This is a genomic window from Paenibacillus filicis (genome assembly GCF_038070315.1).
GTDB lineage: Bacteria > Bacillota > Bacilli > Paenibacillales > NBRC-103111 > Paenibacillus_G > Paenibacillus_G filicis.
This window is the reverse complement of the sequence record NZ_JBBPCC010000005.1, coordinates 216,179-232,336: the sequence shown is the minus strand read 5'-3', so window position 1 is coordinate 232,336 and position 16,158 is coordinate 216,179. Positions and strand designations below refer to the sequence as shown.

Genomic DNA, 16,158 nt, shown 5'->3' with positions numbered 1-16,158 from the left:
CTATCGGATATTCAGATATGCGTTGTTCACTACGTTGATGGGCTCGCCCATGAGGAATGCTTTTACATTGTCCACAGCGGTATCCATCAATCGGGCTCGTGCGTCCTTGGTTGCCCATGCAATATGTGGCGTAACTATGCAATTTGGAGCTGAAAGCAGTGGGTTGCTTGGCAGTGGCGGTTCTACGGACAGTACATCCAGACCGGCACCGGCTAGACGTCCCTCACGCAAAGCATCTGCAAGATCCTGTTCCTGGATGAGAGGGCCGCGAGAAGTATTGATCAGGAAAGCCGAAGGCTTCATCATTCGAATGCGTTCTGCGTTGATCAATTCCGTCGTCTCCGGGGTAAGCGGGCAGTGCAGGCTAATGACATCCGATTGCCGGAGAAGGTCGTCAAGTGAAACCCATTGGACTCCTGGTACAGGTGCAGGCTCCGTGCGTCCGCTGCCCACGGCAATGACGTTCATCCCAAAGGCATTTGCTATCTGTGCGGTTTGACTCCCGATTCTGCCGAGGCCAATTAATCCGAGTGTACGTCCTTGCAGCTCAACTTGTGGGGAGCGTGTGAAGCAAAAGTCCGATGATCGAACCCATTCTCCATCCCGTACGGCGTCGCCATGCATGTGAACCCGATGGCATAATTCCAAGAGCAGGGCAAAAACGAATTGGGCGACCGAATGAGTGCCATAGGTGGGAACATTCGTTACGGGAATCCCGCGACTTGCAGCAGCTTGAACATCCACAACGTTATAACCTGTTGCTAGGACCCCGATATAGCGGAGATGTGGAAGCCCGGTCAACGTTTCTTTGAATAGGGGAGTTTTATTAGTAAGGAGCAGGTTCGCTTCTGCGGCCCTCTGCATGAGCTGTTCAGGCAACGTTCTCTCATATACGGTAAGATGGCCTAGGGCTCCAAGCCTCCCCCAATCTAAATCTCCCGGATTCAATGTATATCCGTCCAATACAACGATATTCATCTAGGAACAGCTCCTCGGTAGTGTTGTTATTTAGGTTCCTTTGACCTATCAGGCAGCAGGAAATCGAAGTCACAGCCTTTATCTGCCTGCAGCACATGCTCCCGGTAAAGCCTCGTGTAGCCTCGTCCTGTCATTTCTAGAGGTGTCCATTCACTGCGACGTCTCGTCAGCTCTTCTTCCGGCACCAGCAGCTGCAGAGATCGGCGTTCTACATCCAGTTCAATTTCATCCCCCGTTCTTACAAGAGCGATCGTTCCACCGACCGCAGCTTCCGGTGTAACATGCAACACGACAGTACCGAAGGCGGTGCCGCTCATACGTGCATCGGAAATGCGTACCATATCACGTACGCCCTGCTTCAGCAGCTTATCCGGAATAGGCAGCATACCTACCTCCGGCATACCGGGAGCGCCGACGGGTCCGGCATACTGGAGTACGAGAATATCGTCTTCCTTTACATCGAGCTCAGGGTCGTTGATACGTGCTTCCAAGTCTTCGGCCGAGGTGAAGACGATGGCTTTACCGCGATGCGAAAGCAGAGATTGGGAAGCAGCCTTGGTCTTAATGACGGCACCGTTCGGAGCCAGATTACCGTGCAAAATAGCGATACCGCCTTCGGTGTGAAGCGGCTTATCGTACGGATGGACAATATCGCGATACGTTTCAGAGATTGTAATATCCTTCAACCACTCGCCAATCGGTTGACCGGTGATCGTCATTTCATTTAGATGTAGGAGGGGGGAGAGCTCCTTAAGAACAGCGGGAGCTCCCCCGGCCCGGAACAGATCTTCCATTTGATATTTTCCCGCAGGTCTCAAGTTGGCGAGGAATGGCGTTGTTCGGCTTAATTCATCAAATAAGCGGAGCGGCAGCTCGATTCCCATGCGCCCGGCTATGGCGATGAGATGGATGACAGCGTTGGAGGAACCACCGACAGCCATAAGAAGCCTGATAGCGTTCTCAAAGCTGCCCAGAGTGAGTATGTTTGACGGCTTAAGATCCCGGTTAACGGCCTCAACAATCTGCTTGCCTGTCTCCTGCGCAGCGGCTAACCTCTGGTTATGTGTGGCAGGTATTGCTGCTGCACCTGGAAGCATCAGGCCTAAAGCTTCTGAGCAGACAGCCATTGTACTTGCGCTGCCCATAACCATGCAATGTCCAGCAGTCGGGGCTAAAGCTGCATTGATTTTAACAAGCTCTTCCTCACTAACTTTGCCGCCACGATATTCCTGCCAAAAAAATCGGCAATCGGAGCAGGCGCCTAAGGTACGACCTTCGTATTCACCGTTGGCCATGGGGCCGCCTGTAAACATGATGGCCGGTATGTCAGCGCTTACAGCACCCATCAGCTGGGCAGGGGTTACTTTATCACAACCGCCTAAGAGAACCACTCCATCAATCGGCTGCGCACGAATCATCTCTTCCGTATCCATAGCGGCCAGGTTACGGTAAAGCATGGTAGTAGGGCTCGTATTGATTTCACCCAGTGAAATGGTGGGGAACTCCAAGGGCACACCACCCGCCATAATCACACCCCGTTTAATCGCTTCGATCAAAGGGCCGAGATGGGAGTGACAACGATTAATTTCGCTAGATGTATTACAAATACCAATAACAGGTTTATCGAAATCTGTTTCGCTATAGCCTAGATGACGATTAAAGGCTCTGCGCAAAAATTGGCTGAATCCCCGGTCCCCATAGGATGTGTAGGACTTGCTCATGATTAGTAGCCTCCATTCAAATGTCAATTTCATAGTCATGCATGAACAGGTTAAGGGAGCCAGGTGATGCCAAACCCACTGTGGAATCATCGTTATTCATCATGATGTTCTTCTTCAAGAACGCGTTATTTTTGAAACGATACAACCTGCAGCATCGAAAGTTAAGCTGCGGGTACCCATGAATTCGAAAGGTACTTTTTGTCGCTTCATCGTCTCCAGAACGGAAGCGGATACAAACATCTTCTCCAGATGCAACGTGTTCGGGATCTGCACCAGTCTCACTTGTGAGGGCTCATGTTTGGGTCCCAAACTGCGCAGTGCAGCTTGTACGGCTTCTTGATCGTTGTCAAAAGTCATCGGCAGCATAGCTCGCTGCAGAAAGGTGCTTGTGATCGTGCTAGTGTACGTAGCGGTCGAATTGATTTTCTGTGTTAGCGCTTTCGTAGTGAAATCGGCCAGCCCGATACCTTGGGCATTGCCGCCGGAGCTATCTGCAAGATCAAGCACGATCAGCCGCTCGACCTTGGGTGCAGCAGGCTCCGGCATACCGGCAATTCTCCACCGGCCGATGATATTCGGATCCATGCCGGAGCCGCTGAATGTTTTTCCCATCTGTTCAACAATTAGCAGATCGATATCGTCAACAGGAAGCCGGGGCATCATCGTCTTAGAGCGGTGCAGCAGCCTGGACTCCTTACTGTGCCATTCGTTCGGTTCAACACCTACGATATCGGCGGTCTCGTCATATCCGTTTTCGAGTATGGCTATGCCTAATGCAACAGGTGCATGCTCCAGCGCATACTTGGAAACCGCCTCGATATTTATAGCCATATCTTGAACCCCCGCGCCGTGGATAAAAGAGGCGCCGATGATTTTACCGAGACCGATTGCGATCATTTTGCTCAGCCCGCTTTCTACGCTTCCACGGAAGGCTGTGTGGGGCTTAATCCGGTTGACCACGATGATCCCGTCGGCAGAACAGGCATGTTGATCCATATAAACCGGAATCGGCGATGGTCCAGGTGTATACCCGAGCAGCTTCACGTCCATCGAAGAGCGAATGGGTGCTCCCACGGCTTGTTCGGTAATGCCCAGATGGCGCAGCACGTCGACTTGCCCTTCCGCCGTAGCTCCTCCGTGACTTCCCATCGCCGGAACGACAAAAGGGTGTATGGAAAGATTGCGAAGTGCGGATGCGATAGCTCGCATGATGACCGGAAAGTTTGTGATGCCCCGGCTTCCCGCTGTAATCGCTACGGTGGCGTTTTCCGGCAAACTGCGGATGCCAGGCGAATGGGTCACGATTCGCCTGACTGTATGCTCAATTTCACTTATCCGCTCAGAAGGAAACGACAACCGAACCTCAAATAAATCCACCGCTTACTCCCCGCTTATCGATGGGGGTCTGACGATCGCTTTGATAATATGCGGATCTCGAGTTTCAATTTGAAGCAACGGGATCTCGAAATCCTTGAGCTCGTATTCGTGGGTAATGATTTCACGCACAGGAATTTTTTGCTGCTCGACCATATGGATGGCCTGTTTCCATACGTTTGGACTTGAAACGGAGCCGTAAACCTCCAAATCTTTGCGGACGATCATATTGGCGTCAATCTCGGCTCTTCGTTCAAAAATGCCCACGAGACAAACTCTTGCTCCCGGTGCGGTAACTTCAAACAAGCTTTCAAAGGCGGATGCACTGCCAGACGCTTCGATGATCACGTTAAAAAGCTCGCCGCCGGTCACTTCCAGCGCTTTGGCCGTCAAATTGTCAGTGGATAAATTGATCGTATGGTCGGCACCCAGTCTTTTGCCGACGTCGAGACGGTTTTGCCGTAAATCGACCAAGGTTACGGAGCATGCGCCGAAGGCTTTTGCTACAGCGGCAGTAAGCAGTCCGATCGGTCCGGCACCAACCACAAGCACATGATCGGCGGGGGTCACTCTTACCTTCTCAATACTGCGGTAAGCTACAGCTGTCGGCTCAATTAAGCATGCTTCCTCGAAAGACAAGCTCGAAGAGAATGGATGAAGTGCGTAGCTTGGCACGACGATGTATTCCGCAGCAGCGCCGTTACGGCCAAACACCCCGTTTTCAACGCGCTTCGGACATATATTATAATTGCCTTTGCGGCAGTTTACGCATTTGCCGCAAGGCATGGTCACTTCACCGACTACCCGCTGGCCGACGGTAAATTCGCTGACGTTCTCCCCGACAGCTTCAACTTCTCCCGACCACTCATGGCCCGGTATAATGGGGAAGGTCACACGATGATTTTGTAAGCCTTGGTATAAATGAAGGTCCGTTCCGCAAACGCCTATACAGCGGACGCGCACCAGCACTTCATAGGGGCTGTATGCCGGCTTTTCGGTGGGGCGTACATGCATGACGCGTTCTTTATCGACCATGACGGCCAGCATTTCATTCGTTGACATGTTTCATTCATCCTTTCACCCCCGAGAGCCTACAGAGATCTGTGCAAGGTTCTACAGTTTTTGCTCGTAGGAATAAAACCAATAGTGGATGACTTCACAGGCTGCACCAATAGAGGCGGCAAGCTCGCCGAAACGGCTCGGAACAATGTCTATGCGGGTTGAAGCATAGAAGTAGCATCGTTCCGACAATGTACGGCGAATTGGATTAAGTATCCATTTATCAGCTTTGGCCATGTCGCCCCGGATGATAATGACTTCCGGATTAAATGTATTGACGACGTTGGCGAGTCCGATTCCCAGATATTCGCCTGTTTCCGTCAAGGCTGTAATCGCTGCATTATCGCCAGCATTGGCAAGCGCAATAATTTCATCCACCTTAGGCGGAGTTTCGATATTTTTGTTTTTCTTAAAATTGCGTATAAGCGCTTGAGGCGAGGAGTACATTTCCCAGCAGCCCCGGTTGCCGCAGTTGCAGCGCGGGCCTTCCATATTGATGGTCATATGTCCCATCTCTCCGGCAAACCCGTCTTGTCCCCGAAATACTTTCCCGTCTATCACAATGCCAACACCAATACCTCGATTGGTGACGCTGAGTAAAATTTGATGATTTCTTCCTTTGCCGGCCCCGAAGGTCGATTCCCCGATTACCGAAGTATTGCAATCGTTATCGACAAAAGTTTGAATCCCCGTGTAGCTTTCCACCAGATGCTTTAACGGCAGGTTTTGCAAGCCTGCGTTAGGCGCAATGACGAGTGTGCCTGTCTCGTGATTGACGATGCCGACGACCCCGATGCCAATACCGATGATGCCAAGAGCGGACTGCGGAACGGCAGTTCGAGCTTCATCGATCGCTTTGAACAATTGATCGACGATTTCTTTTTCGTTATCAGAGATGAGATACGATTTCTTCCAGTGCACGCTGGCATTCAGGTTGACCACGATGACCGTCATGAAACCGACATTCAACTCGATACCAATCACATAACCGGCATCCCCGTTAAAATTTAGAAGGGTAGGCCTGCGGCCGCGTTTCGATTTGACTTCACCGATTTCAACGACATACCTTTTGGCAATAAGCTCTTCGACCATGGAAGAAACCGTTGCTTTATTGAGTTTCGACATTTTGGATATTTCAATTCTGGAAATCGGTCCTTTTTCACGGATCAGGTTCATGACAAGCATGAGATTAATTTGCTTGATGAGGTCCGCATCTCCAGTCATTTCGCGTTTTAGCATGGGATCCCCCTATAGATATGTTAAGTATGATTAAGTTTATTATATAAACTATAGGGCAATAAGTTATTGTTTCTAGTTTAACTAATAAACAAATATAAAACAAATCTGATGAACAAACTGATGGGCAATCAGTTGATTCATTGTCATTATAACCCAATAAATTAGGATTGAAAAGTACATATGTACCAAAAATAAAATTTTTAAATTATTTAAGTAGCTGTATTGACTTGGCAATATTCGTTTGATAATCTGTGTTCGTGGGATTATTTAATTTAACTCTTAAACTAAATAAACTCAAATCTGATTTTGCACTTTTAAGGGCGCACCATAAAAGTAAGCGCTTCCTAGAGTTAGGTGGCTGCTTATCAAAGACAGGAGCGAAAGGACGATGAGGGAAAACACAGTTAAACGGCGGCTGCGCGAAGGGAAACCGAGCGTAGGATCATGGCTGTCCATTCCGAGCCCGTACACCTCGGAGGTGATGGCCCAAGCCGGATACGATTGGCTGGTCATTGACATGGAGCATAATCCCATTTCCATTGAAACAGCAGGACTCATGGTATCTTCAATGTTTAATACGAATACGGTACCGCTTGTACGGGTTCCTTGGAACACAGGGGAAAATATTAAAAGGGTACTGGATATGGGCGCATGGGGCATCGTTGTCCCGATGGTCAATACCAAGGAAGATGCGGAGCTCGCTGTACGCGAAGCCAAGTATTATCCGCTCGGCTGCCGCAGTGTCGGCGGGCGAAGGCATGCGGTTGGGTTCGAAACGGATACCTCAACTTATTTTGAGCAAGGCAACGAACAGATCGCAGTGATTGTTCAAATTGAGCATATCGAGGCCATACGCAATATTGATGACATACTGAGTGTGCCTGGAATTGATGCTTGTTTTATCGGACCCAATGATTTGATGTCCTCCATGGGATTAATGCCGGGGCTGGAGAGCAACGATCCGGCGGTTGTAGCCGCCATAGAGAAAGTGAAACAATCCGCCCATCGTAACGGTGTTCCTACCGGCATTCATGTTGCTGGTCCAGAGGCAGCCAACAAGCGCATGGCCGAAGGCTTCCAATTTATTGCGATTGCCAGTGAACTTGCAGGCATGCTCAGCAAAGCTTTGGCCGATATATCCCAATTGGATGCTTCGGCGCTCGAGAGTAAGGGTGCTATAAAGGAAGTACGGTACTAACGAATGCGAAAGGAGCCCTTTTCATGAGCAACAAAGTGCTTGTCACTCCAGATATGTTTCATCCGGACGCCGTGACTTTGTTAAAGGAGTCAGGATTTGAAGTCGTCTTTACAAAGCCGACCCGCCAGGTAACTGAAGACGAGGTACGACAAAACATCATGGACGCTGTGGCCTATGTGGTCGGCTCCAACCCGTTAACAGCTACCACGATAAGCGAGGGGAAAGGGCTGAAGCTTATCGCCCGCTTCGGGGTCGGTTATGATGCGATCGACTGGCGGTATGCGATGCAAAATGGAATTACGGTTACGGTTACGGCTGGAGCGAATGAACAATCTGTTGCGGATATGGCGCTGGCGCTTATGCTCAGCATATCGAGACAAATTCCTTATTTTGACCGGTCCATCCGGGATGGCCAATGGACGCCGCAAATCATGACTCATGAGATGTGGTCGAAAACCGTTGGTATCATGGGGACCGGGCGAATTGGCAAAGCCGTCGCCAAGCGGGTAGCCGGATTCGATGCAACCATTCTGGCCTATGATGCCTATCCGGATTATTCTTGGGCGGAGCGGGCAAATGTTACTTATGTAAGCAAGGAGCAGTTACTTGCGGAGTCGGATTATATATCGCTTCATTTGCCATTGAATAAGGAAACGGATCGGATCGTCGACGCTTCATTTTTGGAGCAAATGAAACCGACCGCCTTCCTGATTAACACGGCTAGAGGGCAATTGGTCGACGAATCTGCACTCTATGAGGCGTTAGCACGGAAATCCATCGGCGGGGCAGGCTTGGACGTGTACAACAAAGAGCCGTTGTCCAAGGATTCCCCGTTGTACTTGCTGGATAATTGTGTACTTACCCACCATGTTTCATCGCATACGAAGGAAGCGATGCGCCGTATGAGTCTGCAGTGTGCAGAAGAAATTATCCGGATGGGCAAAGGCGAGCCTCCCCAGCATTCGATTCCGGAGAAGCTGTAATTCGTTTATTCATCTAACTTTTTATTCCGAAAGGACTGATTAAGATGAGAGGACTGCTTTATATCAACGGAAAGTGGGAGGAGCCAAGTCGGGGAGCTTATTTTCCTACATACAATCCCGCAACGGGCGAACAAGTCGGGGAGGCTGCGGACGGTTCTCGTGAAGATGTACAGCGCGCGGTCGAAGCGGCATCCCAGGCGTTTCCGGTATGGTCACATATGACAGCGTTGGAACGGGCGGACCTGATGATGGACTGCTACCACCGTATTAACGAGGAGTTCGAGCAGCTGGCGGAAATTTTAACCGTGGAGCAGGGCAAGCCACTGCAGGAAGCAAGAAACGAGCTTGTGTACGCGAACAGCTTCTTCCGCTGGTTTGCCGAGGAGGCGCGCCGGATTTATGGAGATACGGTACCTGCCAACAGCCAGGACAAACGATTACTTGTCATCCGGCAGCCGGTCGGCGTGGTCGGGGCGATCTCTACTTGGAATTTCCCGCAGGCTATGGTAACCCGGAAAATTGCACCGGCGCTGGCGGCAGGCTGCACGATCGTCGTTAAGCCAGCCAAGCATACTCCGCTGAATGCTGTTGCGTTATTCAACATATTCGAGAAGGTTGGATTTCCCCCAGGTGTATTGAACCTGATTACGACATCTACGTCCAGCGAGGTGGGGGATGAATTTTTAACGAATCCGGCTATCCGTAAAATCACCTTTACCGGCTCCACGGAAGTAGGCAAATATTTGATCAAGCGCTCAGCGGATCAGGTAAAAAAAGTATCTATGGAGCTGGGCGGCCATGCACCGTTTATCGTATTCGCTGACGCGGATCTGGAAGACGCGGTTAATGGGGTGATCGGCAGCAAATTCCGCAATGCCGGACAAACCTGCATTTGCGCCAACAGAGTGTATGTCGAGCGTTCCGTCAAGGAAACGTTTGAAGCCCTGTTAGTTGAAAAGGTGAACCAGTTGAAACTGGGCGATGGGTTGGATCCAGGTACATCGATCGGCCCTCTGATTGATGAAGGAGCAGTTGAAAAATCCAAGGAACATGTGGCCGATGCGGTGTCCAAGGGGGCCAAGGTGTTGACCGGCGGCAAGAGAGCAGAGCGGAAGGGACAATTTTTCGAGCCTACTATACTTAGCGACGTTAACGAGAATATGTTAATCTGCCAAGAGGAAACCTTCGGTCCTGTTGCCCCCCTTATGGTTTTCGACTCGGAGGAGGAAGTCATAGCGCGTGCGAACAACGTTCCTTATGGCTTGGCATCGTATTTCTATACGAAGGATTTAAGCCGTGCATTCCGCGTGTCTGAGAAGCTGCAGTACGGCATCGTGGGATTGAACGATCCGTTCCCGTCCGTAGCGCAGGCTCCGTTCGGCGGTGTGAAAGAGTCTGGAATCGGACGCGAAGGGGGTAAGGAAGGGATTGCCGATTTCCTCGAAACGAAATATATTTCAATGAAAATTTATAGCGAATGAGGGGAAAGCCGTGACGCTCAGGCAGGAAGTTCGAATAGGTATGATCGGTTATAACTTTATGGGAAAAGCCCACAGCAACGCCTACAGGCAGCTTCCGTTTTTTTTCGAAAAATCTGCAGTACCTGTGCTGAAGGCCATAGCGGGACGCAACGAGGAAGAGGTCCAGAAAGCGTCCCGGAGAATGGGCTGGGCTTCGTATGAAACCGATTGGCGCAAGCTCGTTGAACGGGATGATATCGATGTCGTCGATATTGCAACGCCCAACCATACGCACGTGGAAATGGCGATCGCCGCTTTGGAAGCAGGGAAGCATGTCATTTGTGAAAAACCGCTTGCCCTTACTTTGGAAGAAGCCAAACGAATGAAGGCTGCCGCCGATCGCTCCGGCAAAGTAAACATGCTGATGCATAATTATCGCTTTGCTCCTGCGGTGCAGTTCGCCAAACAGTTGATCTGTGAAGGGAAATTGGGGAAAATCCGTCATATCCGCGCCGTTTATTTGAACCAAAGCATGATGGACCCGAATCGGCCGTTTAGATGGCGGCTCAGCAAGCAAATTGCCGGTTATGGTGCACTTGGTGATATCGGCAGTCATATGATCGATTTGGCGTCATTTCTTGTAGGGGATTTTAAAAAAGTTTCGGGGATGATGGAAACCTTCGTCAAAAGCCGTCCTGATGCAGGTCCGGATGGACAGCCCAATTATGAAAGAATGATCGAAGTCGACGTAGATGATACATCCGCCTTTTTAGCCAAATTTGAAAACGGCGCCGTAGGGGTGTTTGAAGCAACACGTTATGCGGGCGGCAACAAAAACGGAAATCGCTTTGAAATCAACGGGGAAAAGGGTTCGATCCGCTGGGATTTTGAGCATATGAACGAATTGCAGGTTTATTTTACAGATGAAGACGAAGCGCTAAGAGGATTTCGAACGATCAATTGCACCGAAATGAAGCATCCTTATGCAGGCAACTATTGGCCGCCGGGACATCTTCTCGGCTACGAGCACACGTTTATCAGCTTGATGTACGAATTGATCAATGGAGTTGCAAACGGTTTAAATCCGCAGCCAAATTTTGCGGACGGCGTGTATAATCAAGCAGTTATGGAAGCGGTTTCTGAATCCTCCGAGCTTGGCCGGTGGGTCAACCTATCCGATTTGCTTGACCCGCAATGATGTTCTACATTTATTTCAGTTAGAAAGGAATGACCTGGATTTGAACAACAAGATCAAAGTGACGGTCTGGAATGAGTTTGTACACGAACGGACGATGGAAGAGGTCAAGAACGTATACCCGCAAGGCATTCACACGGTTATAGCGAGCCATTTGAACAAGGTTGGAATGGAAGCGGTTACGGCTACGCTTGACCAGCCCGAGCACGGCTTGACGGAGCAAACCTTAGACAACACAGACGTTTTGATCTGGTGGGGGCATATGCACCATCATGAAGTGGATGATGAGATCGTGGAAAAAGTACGCAGGAAGGTGCTCGCCGGTATGGGATTAATCGTCCTTCATTCCGGACACAACTCCAAAATTTTTAAAAAGCTGCTAGGCTCGGACTGCAGACTGAAATGGCGCGAATCCGGTGATATGGAACGGCTATGGGTCGTGAAGCCCGGACATCCTATCGCGGAGGGCATCGGGGATTATATTGAATTGGAGCACGAAGAAATGTACGGCGAAATCTTCGATATTCCCGATCCGGACGAATTGGTTTTTGTCAGCTGGTTTTCAAGCGGTGAAGTATTCCGCAGCGGATGTACGTTTACCCGGGGGAAAGGTAAAATCTTTTATTTCAGACCCGGTCATGAAACTTACCCTACATTCTACAACGAAAAAGTGCTAAGAGTTATTCAAAACGGGGTAAAGTGGGCTAAGCCGCTTGACATATCTCCTATCGTATTTGGGCATGCAGGAGCTGTAGGGCAGGGTGGCACCTATAACTTATAAAATATGGAGGGATCATTTTGAAAACGCTTAAAAAATCATCGTTTAAGGCGTTGGTCGTATCTCAAGTGCTTGCTCTTGCTTTAGTTGGCTGCAGCTCATCCGCACCGGCAAACACAACAAAGCCGGATACGGCGGCGCCTAAAGCGGAGGAGCCTAAAAAACAAGTGAAATTAACATGGCTTGTCCGTAGCGAACCTTCTGTTGAGCCTTGGTACAACATGATGGTAAAGGGATTTGAAGAAAAAAATCCGCATATCAAAATTGAACTCCAGGTGATTCCCCAATCCGAAATCGATCAGCGGCTGACGACCATGATTGCTGGAAAAAACATTCCCGACGTGTGGTCTCCCAACTGGTCCAACTCCGGATACCCCACCTACAAAAGCATGGACGCCTTGCTGGATTTAACCCCGTACATCACGAAAGACCGCGCTATTTATAAAGGGATTTCCGACGATTTATTCAACATCTACAAGCATGATGGCAAATATTACGGACTGCCGATGTCCAATACGTCGACGTTCCTGTTCTACAACAAAGAATTGTTTGATGAAGCCAAGCTTCCGTATCCGAGTTTGGATTGGAACGATAAGGCATGGGATTGGAATGCGATGGTCGAATCGGCCAAAAAGCTGACGAAAAATGTTGGCGATCCCGCCAAGCAAGTGTTTGGCTTATGGAACGCCCAATCAGCCAACAAGACGGCATGGATGTTCGGCGGCGATTTCTTTACAAAAGAAGCGTATGATTCGGGAGTGATGGGGGAGCCGCAAGCTTCCAAAAACCCCAAAAATATTGCTGCTATTCAGGCGAACTACGATCTGATCAACAAGGATAAAGTTTCTCCTAATCCGGCTCAGCTGAGCGCTGCATCCCAGCTCGGAGATCCGTTTATGACCGGTCGTGTCGCGATGGTCATCCAAGGGGGCTGGGGATTCAGAACGTACAAGGACGCCAAGTTTAAATGGGGAGCCGCCGCAGTACCTTACGCGCCGGGAGGCGGCAAGCAGGTTACGCTGTATGTAGACCCGTGGACCATCGGCAAAACGTCGAAACACCCGGATGAATCTTGGGAATTTATTAAATATCTAACCGATCCGGCTCACGGGGCGAAGGAATATGTGAAAGCTGGCATGTCTTACCCGGCCAACCAGGAACTGGCCCAGGATTGGTATCAGGCGACCACTTCTGTAGCATCCATAAGCATGGACGAAATCAAGAAGGTGTACGAAGGCTCGATCCCGTTCGGCCGACCTTCCGACAACAGCAAAATTGTCAAATTCTCCACGATTTTGACCACGAGCAACCAAACGATCGACGCCATCTATAATGGCAAGATACCCGTTGAAGAAGGATTGAAAACGGTCGATCAAAACTTAAGCAGTCTAAAATAACCGGTGAGCGGCAAAAAGATGACTAAAGCTGCGCTTGGACGCTTTTTGCCGCCTTCCTGTAGTTTTCTCATAAGGAAGATGAGGTGATCTTACATTGATAACAGAGCAGGTATCTGAGCGCAAGGTTATTTCAGTAGCTCGAAAAGTAAGAAGTGAGCGGAGCAGGGAAGAACGGGCCTTTTGGTTGTTCCTGTCCCCTTGGGTTGTTGGATTCATTTGTTTTGTCGGTGGTCCGATGGTTGCATCCCTGTTCATCAGCTTTACTTCCTATAACGTCATCGAATCTGCTCAATGGATCGGATTTGGGAATTATATCAACTTGTTTCAAGATAATTTGTTTTATCAATCGTTGAAGGTTACCGCTTATTATGTACTGCTGGCAGTACCCTTCACGATTGTCGTCAGCCTGCTGCTGGCGGTGCTGTTAAATTTTAAAGTAAAAGGGCAGCCCTTTTTCCGGACGATCTTTTATGCGCCGACGATCGTTTCAGGAGTTTCCATTGCGTTTCTTTGGTCGTGGCTGCTAAATCCGGACTTTGGCGTCGTGAACTCAATTATTTTCCAAGTGTTCGGCGTCAAAGGGCCAGGGTGGTTTACAAGCGCAGATTGGGTGGTCCCATCCTTTGTTTTGATGCGTTTTACGGCACTTGGCAGTACGGTCGTCATTTTTTTGGCGAGCCTGCAGACTTTGCCGGATGAGCTGTACGAGTCGGCATCGATAGATGGAGCAGGGAGGCTGACCCGGTTTTTCAAAATCACCGTACCGCTTATATCTCCGGTTATTTTATTCAACAGCATTGTTACGCTGATTCATTCTTTTCAAGTTTTTACCGAGGCATACGTGATCACCAAAGGCGGTCCGGAGTGGGGTTCCTTCTTCTATATTTTATATTTGTTCGATACGGCGTTTGGGCAATTCCGGATGGGTTATGCATCAGCCCAAGCTTGGATTTTGTTCATCATTATCTTTATCTTAACGATGCTGTCCCTATGGATTTCCAGTAAAGTCGTTCATTACGAGAACGATAGCAAGCAATAGGAGGTGAATTGGATTTGAACAATGGCATCGGCAAATCACGAAACAAAAGAATATATCGAGTAGGCGAGTTGAGCCCTCTGGAGAAGGCGATCGCCTATGTATTTTTGATCGGATTTTTATGCTTGTTTGCTTTTCCGTTAGTTTGGATGGTTTCAACGTCCCTGAAGACGCTAGGAGATATTCATCAAATTCCGCAAACATGGATTCCTTGGCAGCCTCAATGGGGGAACTTTGTGCAAGTATTCCGTGACGCTCCCTTTGATGTATTTTTATGGAATACTTGCTGGTACACGTTGGTGACTGTCTTTACTACCGTTTCTATCTCTTCCTTGGTGGCGTTTGCTTTCGCTCGGTTGCGGGCCAGAGGTAAAACCGGATTGTTTGCAGTCGTGCTGAGTACAATGATGATTCCCCATGAGGTTGTCATGATCCCGCAATATTTGATTTTCAACAAACTGGGTCTGCTTGATTCTTATTTGCCGCTCATTATCCCGACTATTGCGGGCAGTGCGTTTCTGATCTTTTTGCTTCGACAGTTTTATATGGGCATTTCGCGGGAGCTTGACGAGGCTGTAAAAATCGACGGTGGCGGCTATTTCATTTTGTATTTCCGGATTATTCTGCCGTTGTCTCTACCCGCAATGGTTACAGCAGGCATTTTGGAGTTCATGTACCGTTGGAAAGATTTGATGGGGCCGCTGATCTATTTGAACACACGAGATAAATATCCGCTGTCGCTTGGTTTAGCGAACTTTACGGCCGCATTCGGACAGACGCCTTGGCATTTGCTGATGGCTGCGTCATTGATAGCGGTGTTACCACCCTTATTGCTGTTCTTCTTCATGCAAAAGTATTTTATCCGGGGCATCGTCATTTCCGGATCCAAAGGTTAACTCCTAAGATAACCCGTCCAAGTCGAAACGAGCCCAAGAAGGGGGAATACAGGTATGCGAAGCAAATTTGCTGTACAGCTGTACACGTTAAGAGATGAAATCGAGAAGGATTTCCCAGGAGTTTTAAAACAACTTAAGCAGATGGGATGGGCCGGTGTACAAATGCGGGTTCCTTCCCAATACAAGGCGGAGGAAGCGGCACAGATTGCGAAGGAAATCGGGATCGTGACAGCAGGCATGCATGTTCCGATCGAACGGTTTGAGCATGATTTAGAACATATAGTTAAGGAAGCCGGACTTTTTCAAACCAAAGATGTGATTTGTCCGTATCTTACTGAAGACTGGAGAAACGAAGACGGATACCGGAAAGTGAAAAGGATTTTGACGGATGCTGCGAATAAGCTGGCTCCTCTTGGCTTGCGGGTCAGCTATCATAACCACGATTTTGAATTCGCAACTAAGCTGGACGGCCGTAGTGCGCTGGAATATATGCTGGATCCGACGGATGGCAATCCGATCTTGGCTGAGATTGATGTATATTGGGTGAAAAAAGCCGGCAAGGATCCACTCGCATTCATTCAGCCCTACACCGGACGCATGCCCATCATTCATTTGAAGGATATGACGAATGACGAAAGAAAAACGTTTGCCCCCGTAGGAACAGGCACCATTGCTTTTGAACCGATTCTGGATTGGTGCATGAAATCAGGAGTAGAGTGGCTGGTCGTAGAGCAGGATGTTTGTCTTGGCGATCCAATGGACAGCATCAGAACCAGTCTGCACAATCTGAACAAGATGGCCGAACGATACGAAGCGGGTGCCGTCTAAGTGAAAGGAAGATCCC

14 protein-coding genes are annotated in these 16,158 nt (G+C 49.3%); 9 read left to right on the top strand and 5 right to left on the bottom strand.

The features are described 5' to 3' along the window. The 5 genes from WMW72_RS10400 to WMW72_RS10380 all read right to left on the bottom strand — a co-directional run bounded on the left by WMW72_RS10400 (position 1) and on the right by WMW72_RS10380 (position 6,371). A complete protein-coding gene (locus WMW72_RS10400; protein WP_341415379.1) occupies positions 1–978 on the bottom strand; it encodes a D-2-hydroxyacid dehydrogenase in 978 nt (325 codons plus the stop codon). A 26-nt stretch (positions 979–1,004) separates the two neighbouring features. Then, complete coding sequence (locus WMW72_RS10395) at positions 1,005–2,699, bottom strand: IlvD/Edd family dehydratase (protein ID WP_341415378.1); 1,695 nt, start codon at positions 2,697–2,699, stop codon at positions 1,005–1,007. A 114-nt stretch (positions 2,700–2,813) separates the two neighbouring features. Next, the gene (locus tag WMW72_RS10390) at positions 2,814–4,076 is read right to left on the bottom strand and encodes a nickel pincer cofactor-dependent isomerase, group 22 (RefSeq protein ID WP_479724850.1); all 1,263 of its coding nucleotides are present in this window, start codon (positions 4,074–4,076) and stop codon (positions 2,814–2,816) included. A gap of 3 nt (positions 4,077–4,079) precedes the next feature. After that, positions 4,080–5,135 (bottom strand): zinc-dependent alcohol dehydrogenase, encoded by a 1,056-nt coding sequence (locus WMW72_RS10385; protein WP_341415376.1) that lies wholly within the window; start codon positions 5,133–5,135, stop codon positions 4,080–4,082. Positions 5,136–5,186: 51 nt separating this feature from the next. After that, entirely contained in the window at positions 5,187–6,371 is a 1,185-nt protein-coding gene (locus tag WMW72_RS10380) for an ROK family protein (RefSeq protein WP_341415375.1), read from the bottom strand. A 388-nt stretch (positions 6,372–6,759) separates the two neighbouring features. On the opposite strand from WMW72_RS10380, the gene WMW72_RS10375 reads away from it, so the two are divergent. From WMW72_RS10375 to WMW72_RS10335, 9 genes are all read left to right on the top strand, one after another. After that, positions 6,760–7,569: an HpcH/HpaI aldolase family protein gene (locus WMW72_RS10375; RefSeq protein WP_341415374.1), complete on the top strand. Its 810-nt coding sequence runs from the start codon at positions 6,760–6,762 to the stop codon at positions 7,567–7,569. Positions 7,570–7,592: 23 nt separating this feature from the next. Further along, entirely contained in the window at positions 7,593–8,552 is a 960-nt protein-coding gene (locus tag WMW72_RS10370) for a phosphoglycerate dehydrogenase (RefSeq protein ID WP_341415373.1), read from the top strand. Positions 8,553–8,596: 44 nt separating this feature from the next. After that, on the top strand, positions 8,597–10,033 hold the full coding sequence (locus WMW72_RS10365; RefSeq protein WP_341415372.1) for an NAD-dependent succinate-semialdehyde dehydrogenase: 1,437 nt from the start codon (positions 8,597–8,599) through the stop codon (positions 10,031–10,033). Positions 10,034–10,073: 40 nt separating this feature from the next. Next, the gene (locus WMW72_RS10360) at positions 10,074–11,210 is read left to right on the top strand and encodes a Gfo/Idh/MocA family protein (protein ID WP_341415371.1); all 1,137 of its coding nucleotides are present in this window, start codon (positions 10,074–10,076) and stop codon (positions 11,208–11,210) included. Positions 11,211–11,250: 40 nt separating this feature from the next. After that, positions 11,251–11,988 (top strand): ThuA domain-containing protein, encoded by a 738-nt coding sequence (locus tag WMW72_RS10355; protein WP_341415370.1) that lies wholly within the window; start codon positions 11,251–11,253, stop codon positions 11,986–11,988. A 17-nt stretch (positions 11,989–12,005) separates the two neighbouring features. Continuing rightward, a complete protein-coding gene (locus tag WMW72_RS10350) occupies positions 12,006–13,382 on the top strand; it encodes an ABC transporter substrate-binding protein (RefSeq protein WP_341415368.1) in 1,377 nt (458 codons plus the stop codon). Positions 13,383–13,617: 235 nt separating this feature from the next. Then, positions 13,618–14,421 (top strand): carbohydrate ABC transporter permease, encoded by an 804-nt coding sequence (locus WMW72_RS10345; protein ID WP_341415367.1) that lies wholly within the window; start codon positions 13,618–13,620, stop codon positions 14,419–14,421. Positions 14,422–14,435: 14 nt separating this feature from the next. Next, positions 14,436–15,314, top strand: coding sequence for a carbohydrate ABC transporter permease (locus WMW72_RS10340; RefSeq protein ID WP_341415366.1), 879 nt, complete (start codon positions 14,436–14,438; stop codon positions 15,312–15,314). A gap of 54 nt (positions 15,315–15,368) precedes the next feature. Next, entirely contained in the window at positions 15,369–16,142 is a 774-nt protein-coding gene (locus WMW72_RS10335) for a sugar phosphate isomerase/epimerase family protein (RefSeq protein WP_341415365.1), read from the top strand. The last annotated feature ends 16 nt before the right edge of the window (positions 16,143–16,158 follow it).

Coding starts and splice junctions, on each gene's coding strand:
- WMW72_RS10400 (WP_341415379.1), bottom strand. CDS start 978: ATGAATATCGTTGTATTGGACGGATATACATTGAATCCGGGAGATTTA.
- WMW72_RS10395 (WP_341415378.1), bottom strand. CDS start 2,699: ATGAGCAAGTCCTACACATCCTATGGGGACCGGGGATTCAGCCAATTT.
- WMW72_RS10385 (WP_341415376.1), bottom strand. CDS start 5,135: ATGTCAACGAATGAAATGCTGGCCGTCATGGTCGATAAAGAACGCGTC.
- WMW72_RS10380 (WP_341415375.1), bottom strand. CDS start 6,371: ATGCTAAAACGCGAAATGACTGGAGATGCGGACCTCATCAAGCAAATT.
- WMW72_RS10375 (WP_341415374.1), top strand. CDS start 6,760: ATGAGGGAAAACACAGTTAAACGGCGGCTGCGCGAAGGGAAACCGAGC.
- WMW72_RS10370 (WP_341415373.1), top strand. CDS start 7,593: ATGAGCAACAAAGTGCTTGTCACTCCAGATATGTTTCATCCGGACGCC.
- WMW72_RS10365 (WP_341415372.1), top strand. CDS start 8,597: ATGAGAGGACTGCTTTATATCAACGGAAAGTGGGAGGAGCCAAGTCGG.
- WMW72_RS10360 (WP_341415371.1), top strand. CDS start 10,074: ATGATCGGTTATAACTTTATGGGAAAAGCCCACAGCAACGCCTACAGG.
- WMW72_RS10345 (WP_341415367.1), top strand. CDS start 13,618: ATGGTTGCATCCCTGTTCATCAGCTTTACTTCCTATAACGTCATCGAA.
- WMW72_RS10335 (WP_341415365.1), top strand. CDS start 15,369: ATGCGAAGCAAATTTGCTGTACAGCTGTACACGTTAAGAGATGAAATC.